The 18,887-nt window shown below is 62.1% G+C and carries 16 protein-coding genes and 1 rRNA gene (1 of these 17 running past the window's edge); 7 read left to right on the top strand and 10 right to left on the bottom strand.

The features are described from left to right. Positions 1-33: 33 nt before the first annotated feature. Positions 34-149: ribosomal RNA gene (rrf, locus tag GKKCFE_RS17055) — 5S ribosomal RNA — on the top strand. 102 nt (positions 150-251) lie between these two features. On the opposite strand, the gene GKKCFE_RS17050 is transcribed toward rrf, so the two are convergent. Beyond that, positions 252-653, bottom strand: a complete 402-nt coding sequence (locus tag GKKCFE_RS17050) for a lysozyme inhibitor LprI family protein (RefSeq protein ID WP_188251399.1) — start codon at positions 651-653, stop codon at positions 252-254. Positions 654-776: 123 nt separating this feature from the next. Here GKKCFE_RS17050 and GKKCFE_RS17045 point away from each other — a divergent pair, with 123 nt between their 5' ends. Beyond that, positions 777-1,235, top strand: a complete 459-nt coding sequence (locus tag GKKCFE_RS17045) for an SRPBCC family protein (protein ID WP_047230567.1) — start codon at positions 777-779, stop codon at positions 1,233-1,235. 252 nt (positions 1,236-1,487) lie between these two features. On the opposite strand, the gene GKKCFE_RS17040 is transcribed toward GKKCFE_RS17045, so the two are convergent. Together GKKCFE_RS17040 and GKKCFE_RS17035 are read right to left on the bottom strand one after the other, a co-directional pair. Next, positions 1,488-1,772 (bottom strand): hypothetical protein, encoded by a 285-nt coding sequence (locus GKKCFE_RS17040; protein WP_445576880.1) that lies wholly within the window; start codon positions 1,770-1,772, stop codon positions 1,488-1,490. 181 nt (positions 1,773-1,953) lie between these two features. Beyond that, positions 1,954-2,901, bottom strand: a complete 948-nt coding sequence (locus GKKCFE_RS17035; protein ID WP_047230448.1) for an AraC family transcriptional regulator — start codon at positions 2,899-2,901, stop codon at positions 1,954-1,956. 202 nt (positions 2,902-3,103) lie between these two features. Between GKKCFE_RS17035 and GKKCFE_RS17030 the strand changes: the two genes are divergently transcribed. After that, entirely contained in the window at positions 3,104-3,841 is a 738-nt protein-coding gene (locus GKKCFE_RS17030; protein WP_047230449.1) for an SDR family oxidoreductase, read from the top strand. Positions 3,842-3,938: 97 nt separating this feature from the next. Here the strand turns inward: GKKCFE_RS17030 and inhA are convergent, their stop codons facing one another. Beyond that, positions 3,939-4,625, bottom strand: coding sequence for an isonitrile hydratase (inhA, locus tag GKKCFE_RS17025; RefSeq protein ID WP_445576879.1), 687 nt, complete (start codon positions 4,623-4,625; stop codon positions 3,939-3,941). Positions 4,626-4,724: 99 nt separating this feature from the next. On the opposite strand from inhA, the gene GKKCFE_RS17020 reads away from it, so the two are divergent. Next, positions 4,725-5,717 (top strand): GlxA family transcriptional regulator, encoded by a 993-nt coding sequence (locus tag GKKCFE_RS17020; RefSeq protein ID WP_188251395.1) that lies wholly within the window; start codon positions 4,725-4,727, stop codon positions 5,715-5,717. Here GKKCFE_RS17020 and GKKCFE_RS17015 read toward each other — a convergent pair. Both GKKCFE_RS17015 and GKKCFE_RS17010 read right to left on the bottom strand, forming a co-directional pair. Beyond that, positions 5,686-6,588: an alpha/beta fold hydrolase gene (locus GKKCFE_RS17015; protein ID WP_139049519.1), complete on the bottom strand. Its 903-nt coding sequence runs from the start codon at positions 6,586-6,588 to the stop codon at positions 5,686-5,688. The genes GKKCFE_RS17020 and GKKCFE_RS17015 overlap by 32 nt on opposite strands. Positions 6,589-6,616: 28 nt before the next feature. Then, entirely contained in the window at positions 6,617-6,994 is a 378-nt protein-coding gene (locus GKKCFE_RS17010; RefSeq protein ID WP_139049520.1) for a hypothetical protein, read from the bottom strand. A 604-nt stretch (positions 6,995-7,598) separates the two neighbouring features. Here GKKCFE_RS17010 and GKKCFE_RS17005 point away from each other — a divergent pair. Further along, positions 7,599-7,967 carry a DUF6124 family protein gene (locus GKKCFE_RS17005; RefSeq protein ID WP_445576878.1) on the top strand — a complete coding sequence of 123 codons (369 nt, stop codon included), beginning with the start codon at positions 7,599-7,601 and terminating at the stop codon, positions 7,965-7,967. 153 nt (positions 7,968-8,120) lie between these two features. Here GKKCFE_RS17005 and GKKCFE_RS17000 read toward each other — a convergent pair whose 3' ends face one another. The 4 genes from GKKCFE_RS17000 to tam all read right to left on the bottom strand — a co-directional run bounded on the left by GKKCFE_RS17000 (position 8,121) and on the right by tam (position 12,821). Then, positions 8,121-9,944 carry a glycoside hydrolase family 15 protein gene (locus GKKCFE_RS17000; RefSeq protein ID WP_445576877.1) on the bottom strand — a complete coding sequence of 608 codons (1,824 nt, stop codon included), beginning with the start codon at positions 9,942-9,944 and terminating at the stop codon, positions 8,121-8,123. Beyond that, complete coding sequence (locus tag GKKCFE_RS16995) at positions 9,937-10,737, bottom strand: SDR family oxidoreductase (protein WP_445576876.1); 801 nt, start codon at positions 10,735-10,737, stop codon at positions 9,937-9,939. The genes GKKCFE_RS17000 and GKKCFE_RS16995 overlap by 8 nt, the downstream gene beginning before the upstream one ends. A gap of 107 nt (positions 10,738-10,844) precedes the next feature. Beyond that, complete coding sequence (locus GKKCFE_RS16990; protein WP_173406727.1) at positions 10,845-11,978, bottom strand: cupin-like domain-containing protein; 1,134 nt, start codon at positions 11,976-11,978, stop codon at positions 10,845-10,847. 72 nt (positions 11,979-12,050) lie between these two features. Then, the gene (gene tam / locus GKKCFE_RS16985) at positions 12,051-12,821 is read right to left on the bottom strand and encodes a trans-aconitate 2-methyltransferase (protein WP_047230458.1); all 771 of its coding nucleotides are present in this window, start codon (positions 12,819-12,821) and stop codon (positions 12,051-12,053) included. A 144-nt stretch (positions 12,822-12,965) separates the two neighbouring features. On the opposite strand from tam, the gene GKKCFE_RS16980 reads away from it, so the two are divergent. Both GKKCFE_RS16980 and GKKCFE_RS16975 read left to right on the top strand, forming a co-directional pair. Beyond that, complete coding sequence (locus GKKCFE_RS16980; protein ID WP_445576875.1) at positions 12,966-13,700, top strand: thioesterase II family protein; 735 nt, start codon at positions 12,966-12,968, stop codon at positions 13,698-13,700. A gap of 262 nt (positions 13,701-13,962) precedes the next feature. Continuing rightward, positions 13,963-18,887, top strand: partial view of a non-ribosomal peptide synthase/polyketide synthase gene (locus GKKCFE_RS16975; RefSeq protein WP_445576874.1) — the 5' portion only. 7,426 nt of this gene lie beyond the right edge of the window; only the first 4,925 of its 12,351 coding nucleotides appear in the window; it begins with the start codon at positions 13,963-13,965; its stop codon lies off the right edge, out of view.

Raw genomic sequence — 18,887 nt, 5'->3', positions numbered from 1 at the left:
GTGACCGCAAGGCACGCGCTGGCTACCGAATTTCTTGACGACCATAGAGCATTGGAACCACCTGATCCCATCCCGAACTCAGCAGTGAAACGATGCATCGCCGATGGTAGTGTGGGGTTTCCCCATGTGAGAGTAGGTCATCGTCAAGATTAAATTCCGAAACCCCTATCTGCTGATGCAGGTAGGGGTTTTGTTTTTGTGCCGAAAAAAAAGGATCACCTGAAGAGGTCATCCTTTTTTTGCATCAATGATTAAGCCCCTGGGACCGGGCAGCTCAGATCACCTTCTTCGCACTTGAGGTAGGTCTTGAACGTCTCGACCCGGGCCTTGGTTACGGCTGTGGTGCAATTGCTGTGGACCAGCGGATAGACGCTACCCCCTTCGACTCCGGAGGCAGAAAAATTGCATTCGGCGTCACGGAAGCTGATCCAGGCCCGCTGTGCCTTGACCAGTAGCTGCTTGGCCTGCGGGTCATCTTTAAGGCGTGCAGTGATCTGCTTGTACAGACTGTTCAGCTCGTCGTCAGCGGCTTTGTTCTCTTGGGCTGCGCACTGGTTCATTGCTCCCTGGGTGCTAGCATTGGCGCAGTCATCGGCTTGGACAATACTGATAAAAAGCAGCGGCGTCAGGCCCAGAAACAAGCGTGGGAACATGGTCGATCTCTCCTTGATGGGATTTCTAAATGCCGAAGGAGTGTACCCAAACGCTGGGTCGATACAACTTTCTGGTTGGCCTCGTGGTCTTACAGGCCTAGTGTTGAACACAGGAGGTGACTCATGCATTCATCTGATCGCATCGAAAGAAAAATTCTGCTCAAGGCGCCGCGCTCTCAGGTCTGGCGGGCCTTGGCCAATGCCGAAGCCTTCGGTCAATGGTTCGGCGTCGCGCTTGAGGGCAGACGATTTGTCGCGGGCGAGCGTACCCAGGGGCAGATCACCTATCCTGGTTATGAACACCTTATCTGGGACGTTGCGGTAGAGCGGGTCGAGCCGGAGCGGGTTTTTTCGTTTCGCTGGCATCCGTACGCCATTGAACCGCAGGTGGACTACTCTCAGGAACCCGAAACGAGGGTTCAGTTCGAACTTGAAGACATGGATGGCGGCACCTTGCTCAAAGTGGTGGAGTCGGGCTTTAACGGTATCCCGGAGGCACGTCGGCTTAAGGCTTTTCGTATGGACAGCCGTGGTTGGGACGAGCAGATGGCTAATATCGAAGCATTCCTGGCCAAGGCCTGATCCTCAGTGTTTGAGCACTCTAAGGGTTTACGGAAGGGCTGCTATAGCGAATGTCTTACACGCCATAGTTGCTATATCGTCTGTTGCGCTTTGGATCCGATGCGTATTCTGTACTCAACCACTGAAGCACAGGGAGTGCTTCAGGATCAGGGACGATCGACCTTGCAAGGATGGCTATCGACAGGGAGTCGTGATGGTCTTGGAAAAACCCGCCTCGGCGGGTTTTTTTTCGTCTGCAGAAAAGCCGACCTATCAAGCCAGGCGTTGCGCCATGGTGCGGTCCGAACCATCAGCGGCAAGTGCCTGCCCAGGTGTGCGGTCCGAGCCATCAGCGGCAAGAGTCTGCCCAGGCGTGCGGTCCGAACCATCAGCGGCAAGAGTCTGCCCAGGCGTGCGGTCCGAACCATCAGCGGCCACAGGCTGCTGATATCCGAGCGTTTGCGTAAAGAAACGGTCCTGCTGCTGGCTGGGCAGGGCAAAGGCGCTGACGCTCAGGACGAAAGTGGTAACGGCGATCAAGGAACTGAAAGTTTTCATGGCGATGACTCCGGTCATATCAAAAGGGGTTGAGTGCCGGGTCGTTCAGATGTCGCGATCTGCTGAACCCGTTGCAGCCCGGACGGTAGTCTTGCTGCATGGGTTCAGAGTAGGGGCGAGGAGGGGGACGCCGTTAGACGGATACTGCCCTTGGTTTGCCTGATCCTGTTTGTGTGAAGGATCAGGCGCGACTCATCTGCAAGGCCTCGGCACGTAGCCGGGCGATGTCCTTGCTCGGCGAGGCCCCGAATAGACGGCTGTATTCGCGGCTGAACTGCGAGGGGCTTTCATAGCCCATTTTGTAGCCGATTGACGAAACGTCGCTGTTCTCCGCCAGCAGCAGCCGTCGGGCTTCCTGCAGGCGCAGCTGTTTCTGGTATTGCAGCGGGCTCATGGCGGTCACGGCTTTGAAGCGATGGTGCAATGCCGAAGGGCTGAGATTGATCATTTGTGCCAGGCTATCGATGCTCAGCGGCTCGGCATAATGGGTGTTGAGCCACTCGATTGCGCGACTGATACGGTGGGTTTGCGTGTCGGGGATGGCAATTTCGTGCAAGCGCTGGCCCTGGGCACCCCGTAGCAGGCGGTAGAAAATTTCCTGTTGGGCCAAGGGCGCGAGCGTGGCGATATCGTCCGGACTCTCCAGCAGCCGCAGCAAACGCAACACCGCATCGAGCAGCGGCGCGTCGATGCGGTCCAGGAATAGTCCTCGATCGGTCCGTTGGGCCGGTACCCCAATGGGGCTTGCGTCGGCGATCAGACGGCAGATCTGCGCCGGGTCGATATCCAGGCGAATGCACAGGTAGGGGCGTTCGGGGCTGGCTTCGATCACCTGACCCGCCAACGGCAGGGTGACCGAGACCACCAGGTAGTTGAGCGAATCATAGACGTAGCATTCATCCGCCAGCCGAACCTCTTTGCGCCCCTGGACGATCACGCACAAACCGGGCTTGTGGATCGTGTGCAGGGCTTCGGTGGGCTGGTCGCTACGGATCAGGTGCAAGGTCTCGATGGCGGTGGGATGAACGCCGAATTCCGGGGCGAAGCGCTTCATCAGTTCCGCCAGTTCGGTGCGGCGCTGGTTGACGCCGTCCTCAGGCGTTACGTGTATGGACGTGGATACCGACATGCCGATCTATCTCCCTGGCCAAATGGGTGGACCGCGCTAGTAAAGCCGATTGTGCGTCCGGCGACCAGAGGCGGTTTTATCGCTACAGGATCGTGCAAGGGCGCAGGAGGATCCGGCTAACCCAGACACGGATCTGCTCCCTAATCTGGACCTGTCAAAACGCTCCCATCGGGGGGCCATACATCCAGACGAGGAAACCATCATGTCCGCTATTCAAAACAAAGTTGTGGTGATCACCGGCGCCAGCAGCGGTATTGGCGAAGCCGCCGCACGGTTGCTGGCTGCCCGGGGCGCACGAGTGGTGCTGGGTGCGCGACGCGTCGATCGCTTGCAGGCGCTGGTGCAGGAACTTGAAGCCGACGGCCAGCAGGCTGCTTGCAAAGCCGTGGACGTGACGCGCCGTGATGATGTGCAGAGCCTGATCGACTTCGCTGTCGAGCGATTCGGCAAGGTCGATGTGATCGTCAACAACGCCGGGGTCATGCCGCTCTCCAAACTCGAGGCGCTGAAAGTTGACGAGTGGGATCGCATGATCGACGTCAACATTCGCGGCGTACTCCACGGCATCGCCGCTGGTTTGCCTTTGATGCAACGCCAGCGCAGTGGCCAGTTCATCAACATTGCTTCCATTGGTGCCTACACGGTCAGTCCGACGGCGGCGGTGTACTGCGCCACCAAGTTCGCCGTGCGGGCGATTTCCGAGGGGTTGCGCCAGGAGGTCGGTGGTGACGTGCGGGTGACGGTGATTTCCCCTGGCGTAACCGAGTCGGAGTTGGCCGAAAGCATTTCCGATGAAGGCGGGCGCGCCGAGATGCGCGAGTTTCGCCGGATCGCCATTCCCGCCGAGGCGATTGCCCGGGCGATTGCCTACGCCATTGAACAGCCGGACGATGTGGACGTCAGCGAACTGGTGGTGCGCCCGACGGCCAGCCCGTTCTGAATTGAATCGATGCGGCAGGAGATTCTTCATGTCTTGTGTGGTGAGGGGATAAAACCCCTCACCACTTTTTTTTTGAGGGCCTGATTGGCGTTGATCGTTATTGCAATGCCAATCGTGCCGCTGCCCGTTGAGTAATCTGCGAGCGCACCCGAAACGACTCTGCTGCGCGTCGGTTGGCTTCTGCCAGCACTTGGGACGGCGCAGTGTCCGGGCCGCCGGCGGTGAACGGCGGGGCAGGGGCGTATTCAAGCTGTAGCTGGACCAGCTCGGCGGTGTTCTGGTCGAACAGTTCGGCCGCCAGGGTCAAGGCAAAATCTATCCCGGCGGTGATGCCGCCACCGGTGAACAGGTTGCCGTCGCGTACCACACGGTCCTTGACCGGTGTGGCGCCCAAGGTTTGCAGCAGACTGTGATAAGCCCAATGGGTGGTGGCCCGTTTACCCTGCAATAAACCCGCCGCGCCAAGCACCAGCGAACCGGTGCACACGGAGGTGATGTACTGCGCGTGGGCCGCCTGTTGCTTGATGAACGCCAAGGTCTGCTCATCTTCCATCAACGGCCCGACGCCGCTGCCGCCTGGGATGCAGATCACATCGAGCTTGGGGCACTTCTCGAACGTGGTGGTCGGTAGGAGTACCAGCCCGGTGCTGGCGGTGACTGGGGCCAGGTCTTTCCAGATCAGGTGCACCTTCACGTCTGGCAGCGAGGCGAGCACGTCATAAGGGCCGGTGAGGTCCAGTTGTTGAACCTGGGGGAATAACAGAAAACCGATCTGCAACGCCATGGCGCTTTCTCCTGAAGTGATGCCTGAGGGGGTGGACGGTTTAACTTTAGGCCCGTAGGCTCTGGCGTATACGCCTATAAGCCCACGAATTACGCCAATATGCCAAATCCACCGAAAACCGTTCATGTACTGGCCTTTGCCAACGTGCAGGTGCTAGATGTCACCGGGCCCTTGCAGGTTTTTGCTTCGGCCAACGACCTGGCACGCCAGCAAGGCTTGCCGTTGCCTTACGCCCCCACCGTGATTGCTGCCGGTGGCGGGGCGGTGATGTCGTCGGCGGGGCTCGCGCTTATGGCCGAGCCGCTGCCGAGCGAGGGTAGCGACACATTGCTCATCGCCGGCGGTTGGGGAGTGTACGAGGCGGCGCAGGACACGGCGCTGGTGGCCTGGGTCAGGGACCATGGTCTGCGCTCGCGGCGCGTGGCGTCGGTGTGCACCGGGGCGTTCCTGCTGGCCGCCAGCGGTTGGTTGGACGGACGCCGAGTGGTCACGCACTGGACCCGTTGCGAACAACTGGCCAGGCAGCACCCGCAACTGCGGGTCGAACCCAACCCGATTTTTATCAACGACGGCCCGGTCTGGACTTCGGCGGGCGTTACGGCCGGCATCGACCTGGCGTTGGCCCTGGTGGAGGACGATTTGGGTCGCGCCATCGCCCTGGAAGTCGCCCGGCAACTGGTGGTGTTCCTCAAGCGCCCGGGCGGTCAATCGCAGTTCAGCGTGACCTTGTCACTGCAGAATCAGGGCAGTCGTTTTGATGATCTGCACGCCTGGATCGCGGAAAACCTCACCCAGGACCTGGGCTTGCCGAATCTGGCGGCAGAGGCGGGGATGAGCGAGCGCAGTTTCGTGCGTCACTACCGCGCCGACACCGGCCAGACGCCAGCGCGGGCGGTTGAGCTGATTCGTGTGGAGACCGCGCGCCGGCTGCTGGCCGACACAGCGCTGCCGATCAAGCGGGTCGCGGTGCAATGCGGCTTTGGCAGCGAAGAAACCCTGCGCCGCAGCTTCCTGCGGGCCATGGGTGTGACGCCCCAGGCGTATCGCGAGCGTTTCGCGGTCAGCCCTCAAGCAGATCCAGCAATGCCCTGAGCGTGGCCTGGGGGGCTTCCTGGGGAATGTTGTGGCCGACACCGGCGAGCACTCGACGCTCGTAGACACCGCTGAAATGTTCGGCGTCTTCGTCGAACTCAGGTGCAGGTCCAACGCCGTCATCGGCACCGCACAGGGAGATGCTCGGCACGCTGATGGCCGGTTGCGCGGTCAGTCGTTCCTCCATCCACTCCAGCGTCGGGTCGCCGGGTGCGTACATGAAGCGATGACGGTAGGAATGAATCACCACCTCGACGAAATCCGGGTTGTCGAAGGACGGGGCACTGAGGGGATACAGCGCTGTGCCGCGTGTCCAGGTCGGTGACCACAGGCGCCAGAGCAACTGGCACAGTTCGCGCCGGTTCTGCGTCAGGCCCTCGACGCCCCGGGCGCTGTGGAAGTAATACTGGTACCACAATCTGTGCTCGGTCTCAGGGTCCAGCGGCTGAGTCGATCGGGGAATGTCCTGCACGTTATAGCCATCGCCGGTCACCAGGCAGCGAACCCGTTCGGGCCACAGCGCCGCCACGATGCACGCGGCCCGCCCGCCCCAGTCGTAGCCGCACAACGCTGCTTGGGGAATGGCGAGTGCCTGCATCAGGTCCAGCAGATCCTGGGCCAGCGCCGCTTGCTGGCCGGAACGCAGGATGCTCGGGTTATTGAACCGGGTCGGGCCGTAGCCGCGCAGGTACGGCACGATGACCCAATAGCCGCGCTGGGCCAGGGCCGGTGCGACTTCATCAAAGGCCCTGGGGTCGTAAGGGAACCCGTGCAGCAGGATCACTGGGGCGCCGCTGGCGGGGCCGTGCTCTTCGTAGGCGATGCGCAGCAGAGGCGTCACCGCGAAGTTGATTCTGGGCGCCTGGTTCATGTCGGTCTCCTGCACGGCTCGGTTGCCGTTATGCGGGTTCCTGATTCACATATTTGGCCCGATCCGGCGTGAAGGTCACGATCATGTTCGTGCTGGAGCAGGTCAGGGTGCGGTCCTGGGACAGATCGATGTCCAGGTCTTCACCGCGCAGGCCCTGCCATTGGGCGAGGTACTTGAGACAGCCGAACTTTTCGTTTTTCTTCAGGCTGCGGCTGACACCGCCTTTCCAGCCGAGCACCGGCAATTCACCGGCCAAGCAACGCTGCGCCAGCTCGGGAAACTTCAGCGCCCGGTCGCGGCCGATTTCCCAGCACTTGATCAGGCCCTTGTCCTGGCCTTCCCAGAGGTCTTCCCGGGTCAGGCCTGTTCGGGGCGGGGTGGTGATAGAGCGTTTTACATGGGTCATGTCAGATCCTTGAATCGGGTTTTGTCGGGCAGCTCCGCTGCACCCTTGAGTGCATCGATCTTAGGAGGGGTTTACAGGGCTGGCAACCTGAAACCGGCGGCAGCGATAGATGGAGAAATGTTGGTGCCCGCTTCTGTGGCGAGGGGATAAATCCCCGCTGGGCTGCGTAGCAGCCCCGAAAACGGTCAACTCGGTCTGTCTGGCAAAGTGGATTGGCCTATGGACGGGCTGCTACGCAGCCCAGCGGGGATAAATCCCCTCGCCACAAGGGTGTGGAGTTCCTACAAAAAAATAGGTGAACCGGAATTTTCCGACGAGTCGTGGCGGTTGCCGGTTCGGAAACGGCGGGGCTAGGCTGTGCCGGTCGCTGCAAAATCAGCGATCGGGTTTGGTCACCCGTCCAATGTCAGGCGCACACGCGCCAACCTCAGCATGTCGGCGCTTTTTTGTGTGCTTGTCGGTATGCTTTGCGGTGGGCTGTGCGCGGGGCACTTTCGAGTGCGCCGGGTGCCTGACTTCCCGGTTGACCAACCTGCGTATAGCCCACCACCCCTCGTTTGGTCACGAGGTGAGTGGGCTCAATTTCAAGTCAGGAGCTTCACAAATGATCAAGATCACCCCCAACCCTCCACGCGCCGAAAACCTGTCCGCCTACACCACCCTCGACACCAAAAAACTCCGCGAAGCCGCTGACCGGGCGCTGAATGTTCACTTGTCTCCCCCAGCCCCAGCCAAACCCGACACCCAGGACGGCCAGATATTTTCAGTGGTCCCCGGCCTCAACACCGAATCCGTGCTGACCAGCCTCAGCGAAACCCTGGCTTCGGCCAACGCCATGGTCAGTGACCTGGCATTCGAGCTGGAAGGTTCCCGTCGGCATGTTGCGCTGGGGATTCAGCAGTTGATTGAGCTGGGTACGTTGCTGGCTGACCGTGCGTTGGATGACATTGAAGTGGCGGAGCCTACGCGATAGTCATTGCACCCTGTCCTCTGTGGCGAGGGAGCTTGCTCCTGCTGGGTTGCGAAGCGACCCCCCTTGTGTCCTGGAGATTTTGCGCCTGCTGCGCAATCGAGCGGGAGCAAGCTCCCTCGCCACAAAAGATTTATGTTCATTCACACGTGCGACTCACGGCTGCCAATGCGTTTTGTCCCCGCTCAATTTGCGGTCCAGGAAACTGGCGGCGCTGATCAGCGCCAGGTGGGTCAAGGCCTGGGGGGTGTTGCCCAGGTGGTAGCCGTGGCTGTCGAACTCTTCGGCGTACAAGCCCAGCGGGTTGGCGTAGCGCAGCAGTTGTTCGAACTCCAGCTGGGCTTTTTCCACACGGCCGGCGCGGGCCAGGCATTCGACGTACCAGAACGAACACGCAGCGAACGAACCTTCAATGCCGCTGAGGCCGTCGACGGGGCTTTCGTCGTTGCGGTAGCGGTAGACCATGCCATCGCGCACCAGGTCTTTTTCAATGGCATCGAGGGTCGAGAGCCAGCGCGGGTCGCGCGCGCTGACGAAGCGCACAAGCGGCATCAACAACATCGAACCGTCGAGGGCGGTGCTGCCCAGACGCTGGATGAAATGCTGTTGTTCCTCGCTCCAGAAATTTGTCCAGATGTCTTCATAGATGGCCTGGCGAGTCTGGTCCCAGCGGGCGAAAGGCGCGGGCAAGGAGCGTTTGACCGCCAGGCGGATGGCGCGATCGACAGCGACCCAGCACATCAGCCGCGAATGCAGGAAGTGGTGCTTCTCCCCGCGCATTTCCCAAATGCCCACGTCTTTGTCCTGCCAGATATCACAGACCTGATCGACCACATTGACGACGTGTTTCCAGCCCTGATGGGAAATGGCTTCGCCGTATTTGTTGACCAGGTACACCGCGTCCATCAATTCGCCGAAGATATCCAGTTGCACTTGTTTGTAGGCCAGGTTGCCGATGCGCACCGGCTTGGCATGACCAAAGCCACTGAGGTGGGGCAGTTCGACTTCTGGTAGCTCCAACCTGCCGTCCAGGCCGTACAGGATGTTGAGTTTGATCGGCTGATCGCAGCAGTCGCTGACCCGGCTCCGCAGAAAACGCATGTAGGCGTTGGCTTCTTCAACAAAGCCCAGGCGCATGAACGCGTAAACGGTGAAGGAAGCGTCGCGGATCCAGGTGTAGCGATAGTCCCAGTTGCGCTCGCCGCCACGGGTTTCCGGCAGGCCGAAGGTCGCGGCGGCAAGGATGGCGCCGTGTTTGCGTGAGGTCAGCAGTTTCAGCGCCAAGGCCGAGCGGTTGACCATTTCCCGCCAGCGCCCGCGATAGGTGGATTGGCCAATCCAGCCGCGCCAGAACGCCAGTGTTCGCTCCAGGCATATTGCGCTGATGTCATCCTGAAGCCGCGGGTCGTCAATACCGCCCAGCAGGAACTCGGCGCTCTGGCCTTGTTCCAGCCTGAACTCGGCCACCGCCGCCCGGTCGTCCAGGGTCATGAGCTGATCGGAACACAAACGCAAGCCAGGTTGCCCCGAGGCTTCGAAGCAGATGTGATCGCCGTCACGATGTGCGCTGGTGAGGCTGCGGGCGTAGTCGTGGCGGACCGCGCAGCGCATGCGAAACGTCGCGCTGCCGACGGTCATGCTCACTTTGCGGATCAATACCGGCAGGTCATCCTCGCTGTCGCCGATGGGCAGCAGGTCGGTGATTTCCACCACGGCGTCATCACTCAGCCAGCGGGTTTGCAGTACGTTGGTGTCAGGCAGGTAGATCTGCTGGCGACGGGCATTAGGCAGGTCCGGCGCCAGTTGAAAGATCCCCGCGTCCGGCGTGTCCAGCAGCGAGCAGAAAATTGATGGGCTGTCGAATTCCGGCCAGCAGAAAAAGTCGACACTGCCTCGGTCATTCACCAGCGCAGCACTGCGCATGTCGCCGATGATGCCGTGGTTCTCGATAGGGCTTTGGGTTTCGTGATAGTCAGCCATTGCCGTGGAACCCCGGATAGAGGCTCATCCCGCCATCGATGAACAACGTGGTGCCTACCACGTAATCGGACAAGTCCGACGCCAGCCAGACCACCGCGTTGGCGACATCTTCCACATCGCCGATACGCCCGTAAGGAATCAGCTCCAGCAATTTCTGCTCCTGTTCGCCTTCAGTGACCTCGCGGTTGATGGCCGTGCGGATCGCGCCGGGCGCGATGCTGTTGATGCGGATGCGCTGGTGGCTGATTTCCTGGGCCAGACTCTGCATCAGCAGATGGACGCCGCCCTTGGAGGCAGCGTAGTTGATGTGACCGGCCCAGGGGATGCGCTGGTGCACTGAGCTCATGTGGATGATTTTGCCGGCAGCCCGGGACACGCCTTGGCGAATGCCCTGCTGGTTGAAAATCCGCAGGGCGGCGCGAGCGCAGAGGAATTGGCCGGTCAGGTTGGTGCCGATCACGGTGTTCCAGTCCTCCAGGCTCATGTCGACGGCGGCGGCGTCTTTTTGCAGACCGGAGTTGGCCACCAGGATGTCCAGCGTGCCAAAGGCTTCGACAGTCTGGGCGAACAGTCGCTCGACATCCGGCTCCTTCGACACATCGGCACCGACGGCGATGGCGCGTCCACCGTCGGCGTTGATTTCACGGGCCAGGTCTTGTGCCGGGCCGGCGCTGGAGTGGTAGTTGAGCACCACCGCGGCACCGGCGTCTGCCAATGCCCTGGCCGCGCCTGCACCAATGCCGGAACTGGCGCCGGTGACCAGGGCAACCTGTCGGGCGAGGGATATCTGCATGGTCTAGCACCTTGAGTTGAGGGCTTTACCTGCTGACTGGTATGAGGTGCGTGGAGTTCATTTGGGTGAAGCGATCTTCACAAAGGCAGCTCGCCTCAAGTCAGCGCTCACCAACCCCGCCCCGAATTCACCCAGAAGTTCACTGACAACGAAGTGGACACCGACTCCACCTGATGGAACCAGCCTTCAGGCAGGAACAGCAGATCCCCGGCCTCCAGCGTCACCCGCAGGAAGGTCACGTCACGGGCGCGGGGGAAGCGCTGGTAGTCCGGCGCGTCCGGGTTGAAATCGCAACCGTCCAGGCCGCCTTGGGGCGCCGTGGACCAGGTGCCGAGGGCTTCTCTGTGATGGGGGGCGGCGAGGGTGAAGATTTTCTGGCCCCAGACCTGGGCGAACAGGTTGTCGGTGTCGTCGCGGTGCAGCGGGGTGAGGGTGCCCTTTGGGCCGATCCAGATGCGTGGCGGGATGAACAGCGACGGGTCGAAATAGGGCGGGTAGTTGATTTGCTCCATCAATTGCGCCGGCAGGATGTTGTTGCCCATGTAGGCCGGCGGTTCACCATCGGCGCCCTTGACCGCCGGGCTGTCCAGAGAAGCAATGAAATCGGCCATGGACGTGGAGCGGAAGTCCCGCTCGGTGGAGAAGGTTTTCTTCACGTAGTCGCCGTGGCGGGTGATGCCTTGCAGCTCGGCAAAATGCACCAGGGATTCTTCGCGGCTGAGCTTGAACAACGGCCAGTCCTGCAAGGCATTGCTGATGACCACCGGAATGCCATGGGGCAGGTAGCGCGCTTGAAACGCTTGCACCGACAGCTCGCTGCGCGGGCGACGTTCCACGCTGCGCTGGGTCGGCAGGCTGGCGGTGAGCTTTTCGCTGAAGCGCGGCGGGGTGGGATAACGCTTGTTCATGTCGACCTTTTCCACCGCGCCACTGCCGTGGCGGGCATGCTCGATGATCTGCGGCAACAACGTCGCCAGGCCCATGTTGCCGCCGATCTTCAGGCGTCCGCTGGCGAACAGCTCCTCGACATTGGCCACACCGGCCATGATCCCGAGAAAGTCCTTTTCCGCCACTTCAATGGTCACGTCGGGGCTGCTGTGGCGACCGGCCTGGATGCGGCTGCTGGTTCTGACCTCGGACCAGTACGCCTGCTGGGGGCCGAACACGAATTGGAAAACACCTTCGATACCAACGGCGCCCGCGTTGGCGAACAGTTTGCCCAGAATGGTTTGCAGGTCCACGGCGGTCACTCTTGTGGGTTTTGGTCTGAGCAGGTAACGAGGGCCGGGACCGGAAATTTAACCCTCGCTGCTCTAGCGGGTCGCGACCATGAACACACGGGGAAATGGCAGCAGCACCGTTCCATCGTCCATGGCCGGATAAGCCTGTTCAACGGCGTTGAGATACTGTTGCAGGTATTGCCCGCGTTGCACCTCATCCAGCGGGTCGAGAAACGGCCGCAAGCCGCTGCCCTTGAACCACTCCACCACGCCGGCGGCGCCCCCGGCCAGCGGGTGATGGTAGGTGGTGCGCCACACATCGACGCGGGTGCAATGGGGCTTGAGGATCGAGTAGTACAGGCTGGCATCGGCCACTTCCGTGCGCGTATCGGCGGCTCCGGCCAGTTGGCTGGCCCAGGGCCCATTGGCGGCGATTTCCCGCATCAAGCGGTGGGACGGCTGGTGCAGGGTGTCGGGCATCTGGATCGCCAGGTTGCCACCCTCGGCCAGTTTGCTGACCAGTGACGGCAGCAGGGTTGCGTGGTCAGGCAGCCATTGCAGCACCGCGTTGGCGAAGATCACATCGAAGGGGCCGGGTTCGTCCCATTGGCCGATGTCTGCGGTGTCGAAGGCCACTTCGGGCAGGCGCTGGCGGGCGGCCTGTATCATGTCGCTGGAACTGTCCAGGCCACGCACCGTTGCCCCGGGAAAGTGCTCCACCAATAATTCTGTGGAATTGCCGGGGCCGCACCCCAGGTCGATCACCGAGCGCGCCTGCCCCGGCGGGATGGCCGCCAGCAGGTCCCGGGCCGGACGGGTGCGTTCCTGTTCAAACGTGACGTATTGCTTGGCAGACCAGGTCATGGCGTTCTCCTTTGCGATGGGCGAGCCGAGATGCCGCCAGTATAGGGGGCGTGTGAAGCCATGGGGCAGGTACGGCGACACTGACTAATTCAGACTGTCGCCAGTTCGTTATCTTCCATACACAACTGATCGGAGAAAACCGCAGTGACCCAACTGACCTTGCTATGCCTGCCGTATTCCGGCGCCAGCGCCATGGTTTACAGCCGCTGGCGGCGCAAGGTGCCGCAATGGCTGCAGGTGCAGCCGGTTGAGCTGCCGGGGCGCGGGGCGCGTTTCGGCGAGCCGCTGCACACCGACATGGGCCCGTTGGCGATGCAACTGGCCCGGGAACTGCGCCCCTCGCTCCAGGCCCCTTATGCGCTGTTCGGCCACAGCCTGGGCGCATTGCTGGCCTGCGAAATCGCCCATGCCTTGCGCGAGCTGGGTTGTCCGGAACCGGTAGCGCTGTTCGCCTCGGGCACCGCGGCGCCGACGATGCGCGCCGATTACGACCGCGGTTTTGCCACACCGAAAACCGATACCGAATTGATCGAACAACTGCGCACCCTCAATGGCACCAGCGAAGAAGTCCTGGCCAATGAAGAATTGATGGCCCTGACCTTGCCTGTGCTGCGGGCGGATTTTCTGCTGTGCGGGCGCTTCCAGCGGCGAACCCGAGCACCGCTCAAATGCCCGGTGCACGCGCTCGGCGGCACCACCGACAAGGCCAGCACCGAGCAACTGATCGGCTGGAGCCGGGAAACCTCCGGCAGCTTTTCGGTGGACATGCTGGCGGGCGGGCACTTTTTTATCCATGAGCACGAGGCCAGGGTGCTGCGCCTGATCAAGGATCAGTTGAGCGTGCATCATCGACGGTATGGGTTGGCAATCAGCGCCTGATGCACTGATTCACAAACAATCTGCTTTTGTGGCGAGGGAGCTTGCTCCCGCTGGGTTGCGAAGCGACCCCTGCCAGGCGTCGGTTCTTTTGCGCCGGGAGCTTCTGCGACTGCTGCGCAGTCGAGCGGGAGCAAGCTCCCTCGCCACGGATTTCCCTCTTTCCTGACCTCTATTCTCAAGCGCTAATTTTTCCGGTCTGCATTCGTTTTATAGGGACGACATGCCTTTGTGCCTTGTGCCCACTGATTCCGGATACCCAGAAATGAATGCTGAAGACGCCTTGAAACTTGCTCGCCGGTTTATCGGGTTGCCCCTGGACAAGCGCCGGATGTTCCTGGCGGCGCTGGACAAGGAGGGCGTCGAGTTCAGCGGTTTCCCCATCCCCCAGGGCGTTGAAGCCGAAGATCGCCAAGTCTTGTCCTACGCCCAGCAGCGCATGTGGTTCCTCTGGCAGCTGGAGCCCGGCAGCGCGGCCTACAACCTGCCGGGGGCGGTGCGGCTCAAGGGCGCGTTGAGCCTGACGGCGCTGGAGCAGGCCTTCGCCAGCCTCGTCGCGCGTCACGAAACCCTGCGTACGGTGTTCCAGCGTCAGGCGGACGATAGCCTGTTGCAAGTGCCGACCTGCGCGCCGCTGCTGATCGAGCAACAGGATTTCAGTGCCTTGCCGGCCGCCGAGCGCGAACGGGCAGTGGCCGAGGCGGCGCAGCAACAGTCACTGCTGCCGTTCGATCTGGCGGTCGGGCCGCTGCTGCGGGTCAAGCTGCTCAAGCTCGACGAGCAGGAACACGTGCTGTTGCTGACCTTGCACCACATCGTCTCCGACGGCTGGTCGATGAACGTGCTGATCGACGAATTCATCCGCTGCTACGACGCCCATGAAGCGGGGCAGTCGCCGCAACTCGCGCCGCTGCCGATCCAGTACAGCGACTACGCCCTGTGGCAGCGCCGCTGGCTCGAAGCGGGCGAGCAGGCGCGGCAACTCGAGTATTGGCAGGCGCAACTGGGCAGCGCGCATCCGGTGCTCGAGCTGCCGACCGATCACTCGCGCCCGGCCATGCCGAGCTATCGCGGCAGCCGTCATGAGTTTGCCATCGATGCCGCTTTGGCGGAGCAACTGCGCAGCACCGCCCAGCAGCATGGCATCACGCTGTTCATGCTGTTGCTCGGCGCGTTCAACGTGCTGTTGCATCGCTACAGCGGCCAGTCCGATATCCGCGTCGGTGTGCCGATCGCCAACCGCAATCGCGATGAAATCGAAGGCCTGATCGGCTTCTTCGTCAACACCCAGGTGCTGCGCACCGAACTGGACGGGCAGACGCGGGTTGCCGATTTGCTGCGCGCAGTCAAAGAGACCGCGCTCGGTGCCCAGGCCCATCAGGACCTGCCATTCGAGCGTCTGGTCGAAGCCTTGAAGCTGGAGCGCAGCCTCAGCCATACGCCGCTGTTCCAGGTGATGTACAACCATCAGCCGCACGTAGCCGACCTCACCACGGTCAGCACCGCGTCCGGGTTGGAACTCGGCATGCTCGACTGGCAGGGTCGCACCACCCAGTTCGACCTGACCCTGGACACCTACGAAAAGGCCGGCAAGCTGCACGCCGCGCTGACGTACGCCAACGACCTGTTCGAAGCGCCAACCATCGCGCGCATGGCCCGGCATTGGTTGCGTTTGCTGGCGGCGATGGTCGCCGATCCGTCGCAACGCATCGGCGAATTGCCGCTGCTCGACGCCGATGAGCACAAAACCCTGGTGCACGGTGGCAATGCCACGGCCCAACGCTATCCGACCGATCGCTGCATGCATCAACTGATTGAAGCCCAAGTGGCGCGCACCCCGGATGCTCCGGCGTTGTTGTTTGGCGAACAAAGCCTGAGCTACGCGCAACTGGATGCCCGCGCCAACCGCCTGGCCCATCTGCTGCGTGAGCGCGGTGTGCGGCCGGACACGCTGGTGGGGATCTGCGTCGAGCGTTCGGTGGAAATGGTGGTCGGTCTGCTGGCGATTCACAAGGCCGGCGGCGCCTATGTGCCGCTGGACCCGGAGTACCCGCAGGATCGCCTGGCCTACATGATCGAAGACAGCGGCATCGCCTTGCTGCTGACCCAGCGCTCGCTGGCGGCGGAGCTGCCAACCGATGGCGTCAGCGTGATTTTGCTCGATCAGCCGAGCGGCTGGCTCGACGGTTACAGCGAGCGTCGCCCCGAGGTGACGGTTGATCCGTTGAGTCTGGCCTATGTGATCTACACCTCCGGTTCCACTGGCAGACCCAAGGGCGCGGGCAACAGTCACGCGGCACTGGTCAACCGTGTGTGCTGGATGCAGCAGGCGTACGGCCTGGATGACAGCGATGCGGTGTTGCAAAAAACACCGTTCAGCTTCGACGTGTCGGTGTGGGAATTCTTCTGGCCGCTGATGGCTGGTGCGTGTCTGGTGGTGGCTGCGCCGGGTGCGCATCGCGACCCGCTGCAACTGATCGATATCATCAACCGTTACCGCATCAGCACGCTGCACTTCGTGCCGTCGATGCTGCAGGCGTTTATCCATGAACCGGGCGTGCAAACCTGTGAAGGGTTAAGGCGCATCGTCTGCAGCGGCGAAGCCTTGCCGCTGGATGCGCAGAAACAGGTCTTCGCCAAACTGCCGAACGCCAGCCTCTACAACCTGTACGGGCCGACCGAAGCGGCCATCGACGTGACCCACTGGACATGCGTCGACGAAGGTGCCGATTGCGTGCCGATCGGTCGGCCGATCGCCAACCTGCGCACCCACGTGCTCGACGCGCAATTGGCGCCGGTGCCGTACGGCGTGCCTGGCGAGTTGTACCTGGGCGGGGCGGGGCTGGCGCGCAGTTATCACCAGCGCCCGGCGCTGACCGCCGAGCGTTTTGTACCGTGCCCCTTCCATGACGGCGCGCGCCTGTACCGCACCGGCGACCGGGTGCGCCAGCGTGCCGACGGGGTGATCGAATACCTTGGCCGCCTCGACCATCAGGTCAAGCTGCGTGGCCTGCGCATTGAGCTGGGCGAAATCGAAACCCGCCTGATGCAGCACCCGCTGGTGCGCGAGGCGGTGGTGTTGGTGCAGGACGGCAAGCATCTGGTGGGTTATCTGGTGCTGGAAAACACCCACCCGCACGAGCAGTGGCAGCAGGACGTCAAAGCGTGGCTGCTGGGCAGTCTGCCGGAATACATGGTGCCGACCTACCTGATGCCGTTGGCCGGATTACCGGTCACCGCCAACGGAAAACTGGACCGCAAGGCCCTGCCGCAACCGGATGCGGCGCCACAGCAGGCGTTCGTCGCGCCGCAGGATGCGCTGCAGATCGCGCTGGCTGAAATATGGCAGGATGTACTCGGGCTGGAGCGGGTCGGCCTCGAAGACAATTTCTTCGAGCTGGGCGGTGATTCGATCATCTCCATTCAAGTGGTGAGCCGTGCGCGGCAGGTCGGTATCGGCATCAATCCGCGTGATCTGTTCCAGTACCAGACCGTGCGCAGCCTGGCCCTGGTCGCCAGCCTCGACTATCACAGTGCGGTGGATCAGGGGCCCATCACCGGCGCGGTTCTCCTCGGGCCGATCCAGCAGCAGTTTTTCTCGCGGCCGATGAACGCCCGTGAGCACTGGAACCAGTCGCTGCTGCTGACCGCTCGCGAGCCCTTGAATGGGCAATGGCTCGATGCGGCGCTGACGTGCGTGATCAATCATCACGATGCCCTGCGCCTGCGCTTTGTGCCGGGCGCGGACGGCTGGCAGCAGAGCCACGGACCGCTGCGGCAAAGCGCTGATCTGTGGTTGCGCGATGCCCAATCCGCCGAGCAACTGAATGCGCTGTGCGACGAGGCGCAGCGCAGCCTCTCCCTGCAAGAAGGGCCGCTGTTGCGCGCCATGTTGGTGAATCTGGCCGACGGCAGTCAGCGGCTGGCGCTGGTCATCCATCACCTGGTGGTAGACGGTGTGTCGTGGCGGGTGTTGCTGGAAGATTTGCAGCAGGCTTACGAACAACTGGCGGCGGGTGGCGGCGTGACCTTGCCGGCCAAGACCAGCGCATTCCAGAGCTGGACCGCGCGTCTGAACGCCGAAACGCCGCGCTTCGACGATCAGTTGGCCTACTGGAAAGCCCAGCACCAGGGCGCGTTGGACCTGCCGTGCGATCGGCCCCTAGGCAGCCTGGAAAATGCCCACGGCGCGAAGATCGAATGGCGTCTGGATGCCGAACTGACCCGACAATTGCTGCAACAGGCGCCTGCCGCGTATCGCACCCAGGTCAACGATCTGCTGCTGACCGCGCTGGCCTGCACCATCACTCGCTGGAGCGGGCAGCCGGACACGCTGATCGAACTGGAAGGTCATGGCCGTGAAGCGCTGTTCGATGACATCGACCTGACCCGGACGGTGGGTTGGTTCACCAGCCTGTTCGCGGTGAAACTGACGGCCAGCGACGATCTCGGTGGGTCGATCAAGGCGATCAAGGAACAGCTGCGCGGCGTCCCGGACAAAGGCCTGGGTTATGGCGTGCTGCGTCATTTGGCGGCACCTTCGGTGCGCGCCGAACTGGCGGACCTGGCGCCACCGCGCATCACGTTCAACTATCTCGGCCAGTTCGACCGGCAGTTCGATGAGTCGGCATTGTTCGTGCCCTCCAGCGAAGGCAGTGGCGTTGCCCAGGACCCGACGGCACCCCTGGCCAACTGGCTGACCGTGGAAGGTCAGGTCTATGGCGGCGAACTGGCGATGAGCTGGGGTTTCAGCCGTGAGATGTTCGACCACGCGACCGTGCAGCAACTGGTCGATCGATACGCCATGGAGCTCAAGGCGCTGATCGAACATTGCGCCAACCTGGTCACGCCGCAAGCCACACCGTCGGATTTCCCGATGGCGTCTGTCACTCAGGCGCAACTCGACGAGCTACCGGTGCCGGCCGGCCAGCTTGACGATCTCTATCCACTGTCGCCGATGCAACAGGGGCTGTTGTTCCACACCCTCTACGAGCAGGCCGCCGGTGAGTACGTCAACCAGTTGCGGGTGGACGTACAAGGCCTGGACACCGAGCGTTTCCACGCGGCTTGGCAAGCCACCGTCGATGCGCAGGACATCCTGCGCAGCGGCTTCGTCTGGCAGGGGCAATTGCAGCAGCCGCTGCAGATCGTCCACAAGAAGGTGCAATTGCCGTTCACGGTGCTGGACTG

The sequence above is a fragment of the Pseudomonas sp. E141 genome, from assembly GCF_052659885.1.
Note: the sequence above shows the minus strand (reverse complement) of the source record. Positions and strands in the feature narration are given on the sequence as shown.

Excerpts from the sequence above, each read along its gene's own strand:
- GKKCFE_RS17050 (WP_188251399.1), bottom strand. The coding sequence starts at position 653 with ATGTTCCCACGCTTGTTTCTGGGCCTGACGCCGCTGCTTTTTATCAGT.
- GKKCFE_RS17045 (WP_047230567.1), top strand. The coding sequence starts at position 777 with ATGCATTCATCTGATCGCATCGAAAGAAAAATTCTGCTCAAGGCGCCG.
- GKKCFE_RS17040 (WP_445576880.1), bottom strand. The coding sequence starts at position 1,772 with ATGAAAACTTTCAGTTCCTTGATCGCCGTTACCACTTTCGTCCTGAGC.
- GKKCFE_RS17035 (WP_047230448.1), bottom strand. The coding sequence starts at position 2,901 with ATGTCGGTATCCACGTCCATACACGTAACGCCTGAGGACGGCGTCAAC.
- GKKCFE_RS17030 (WP_047230449.1), top strand. The coding sequence starts at position 3,104 with ATGTCCGCTATTCAAAACAAAGTTGTGGTGATCACCGGCGCCAGCAGC.
- inhA (WP_445576879.1), bottom strand. The coding sequence starts at position 4,625 with ATGGCGTTGCAGATCGGTTTTCTGTTATTCCCCCAGGTTCAACAACTG.
- GKKCFE_RS17020 (WP_188251395.1), top strand. The coding sequence starts at position 4,725 with ATGCCAAATCCACCGAAAACCGTTCATGTACTGGCCTTTGCCAACGTG.
- GKKCFE_RS17015 (WP_139049519.1), bottom strand. The coding sequence starts at position 6,588 with ATGAACCAGGCGCCCAGAATCAACTTCGCGGTGACGCCTCTGCTGCGC.
- GKKCFE_RS17010 (WP_139049520.1), bottom strand. The coding sequence starts at position 6,994 with ATGACCCATGTAAAACGCTCTATCACCACCCCGCCCCGAACAGGCCTG.
- GKKCFE_RS17005 (WP_445576878.1), top strand. The coding sequence starts at position 7,599 with ATGATCAAGATCACCCCCAACCCTCCACGCGCCGAAAACCTGTCCGCC.
- GKKCFE_RS17000 (WP_445576877.1), bottom strand. The coding sequence starts at position 9,944 with ATGGCTGACTATCACGAAACCCAAAGCCCTATCGAGAACCACGGCATC.
- GKKCFE_RS16995 (WP_445576876.1), bottom strand. The coding sequence starts at position 10,737 with ATGCAGATATCCCTCGCCCGACAGGTTGCCCTGGTCACCGGCGCCAGT.
- tam (WP_047230458.1), bottom strand. The coding sequence starts at position 12,821 with ATGACCTGGTCTGCCAAGCAATACGTCACGTTTGAACAGGAACGCACC.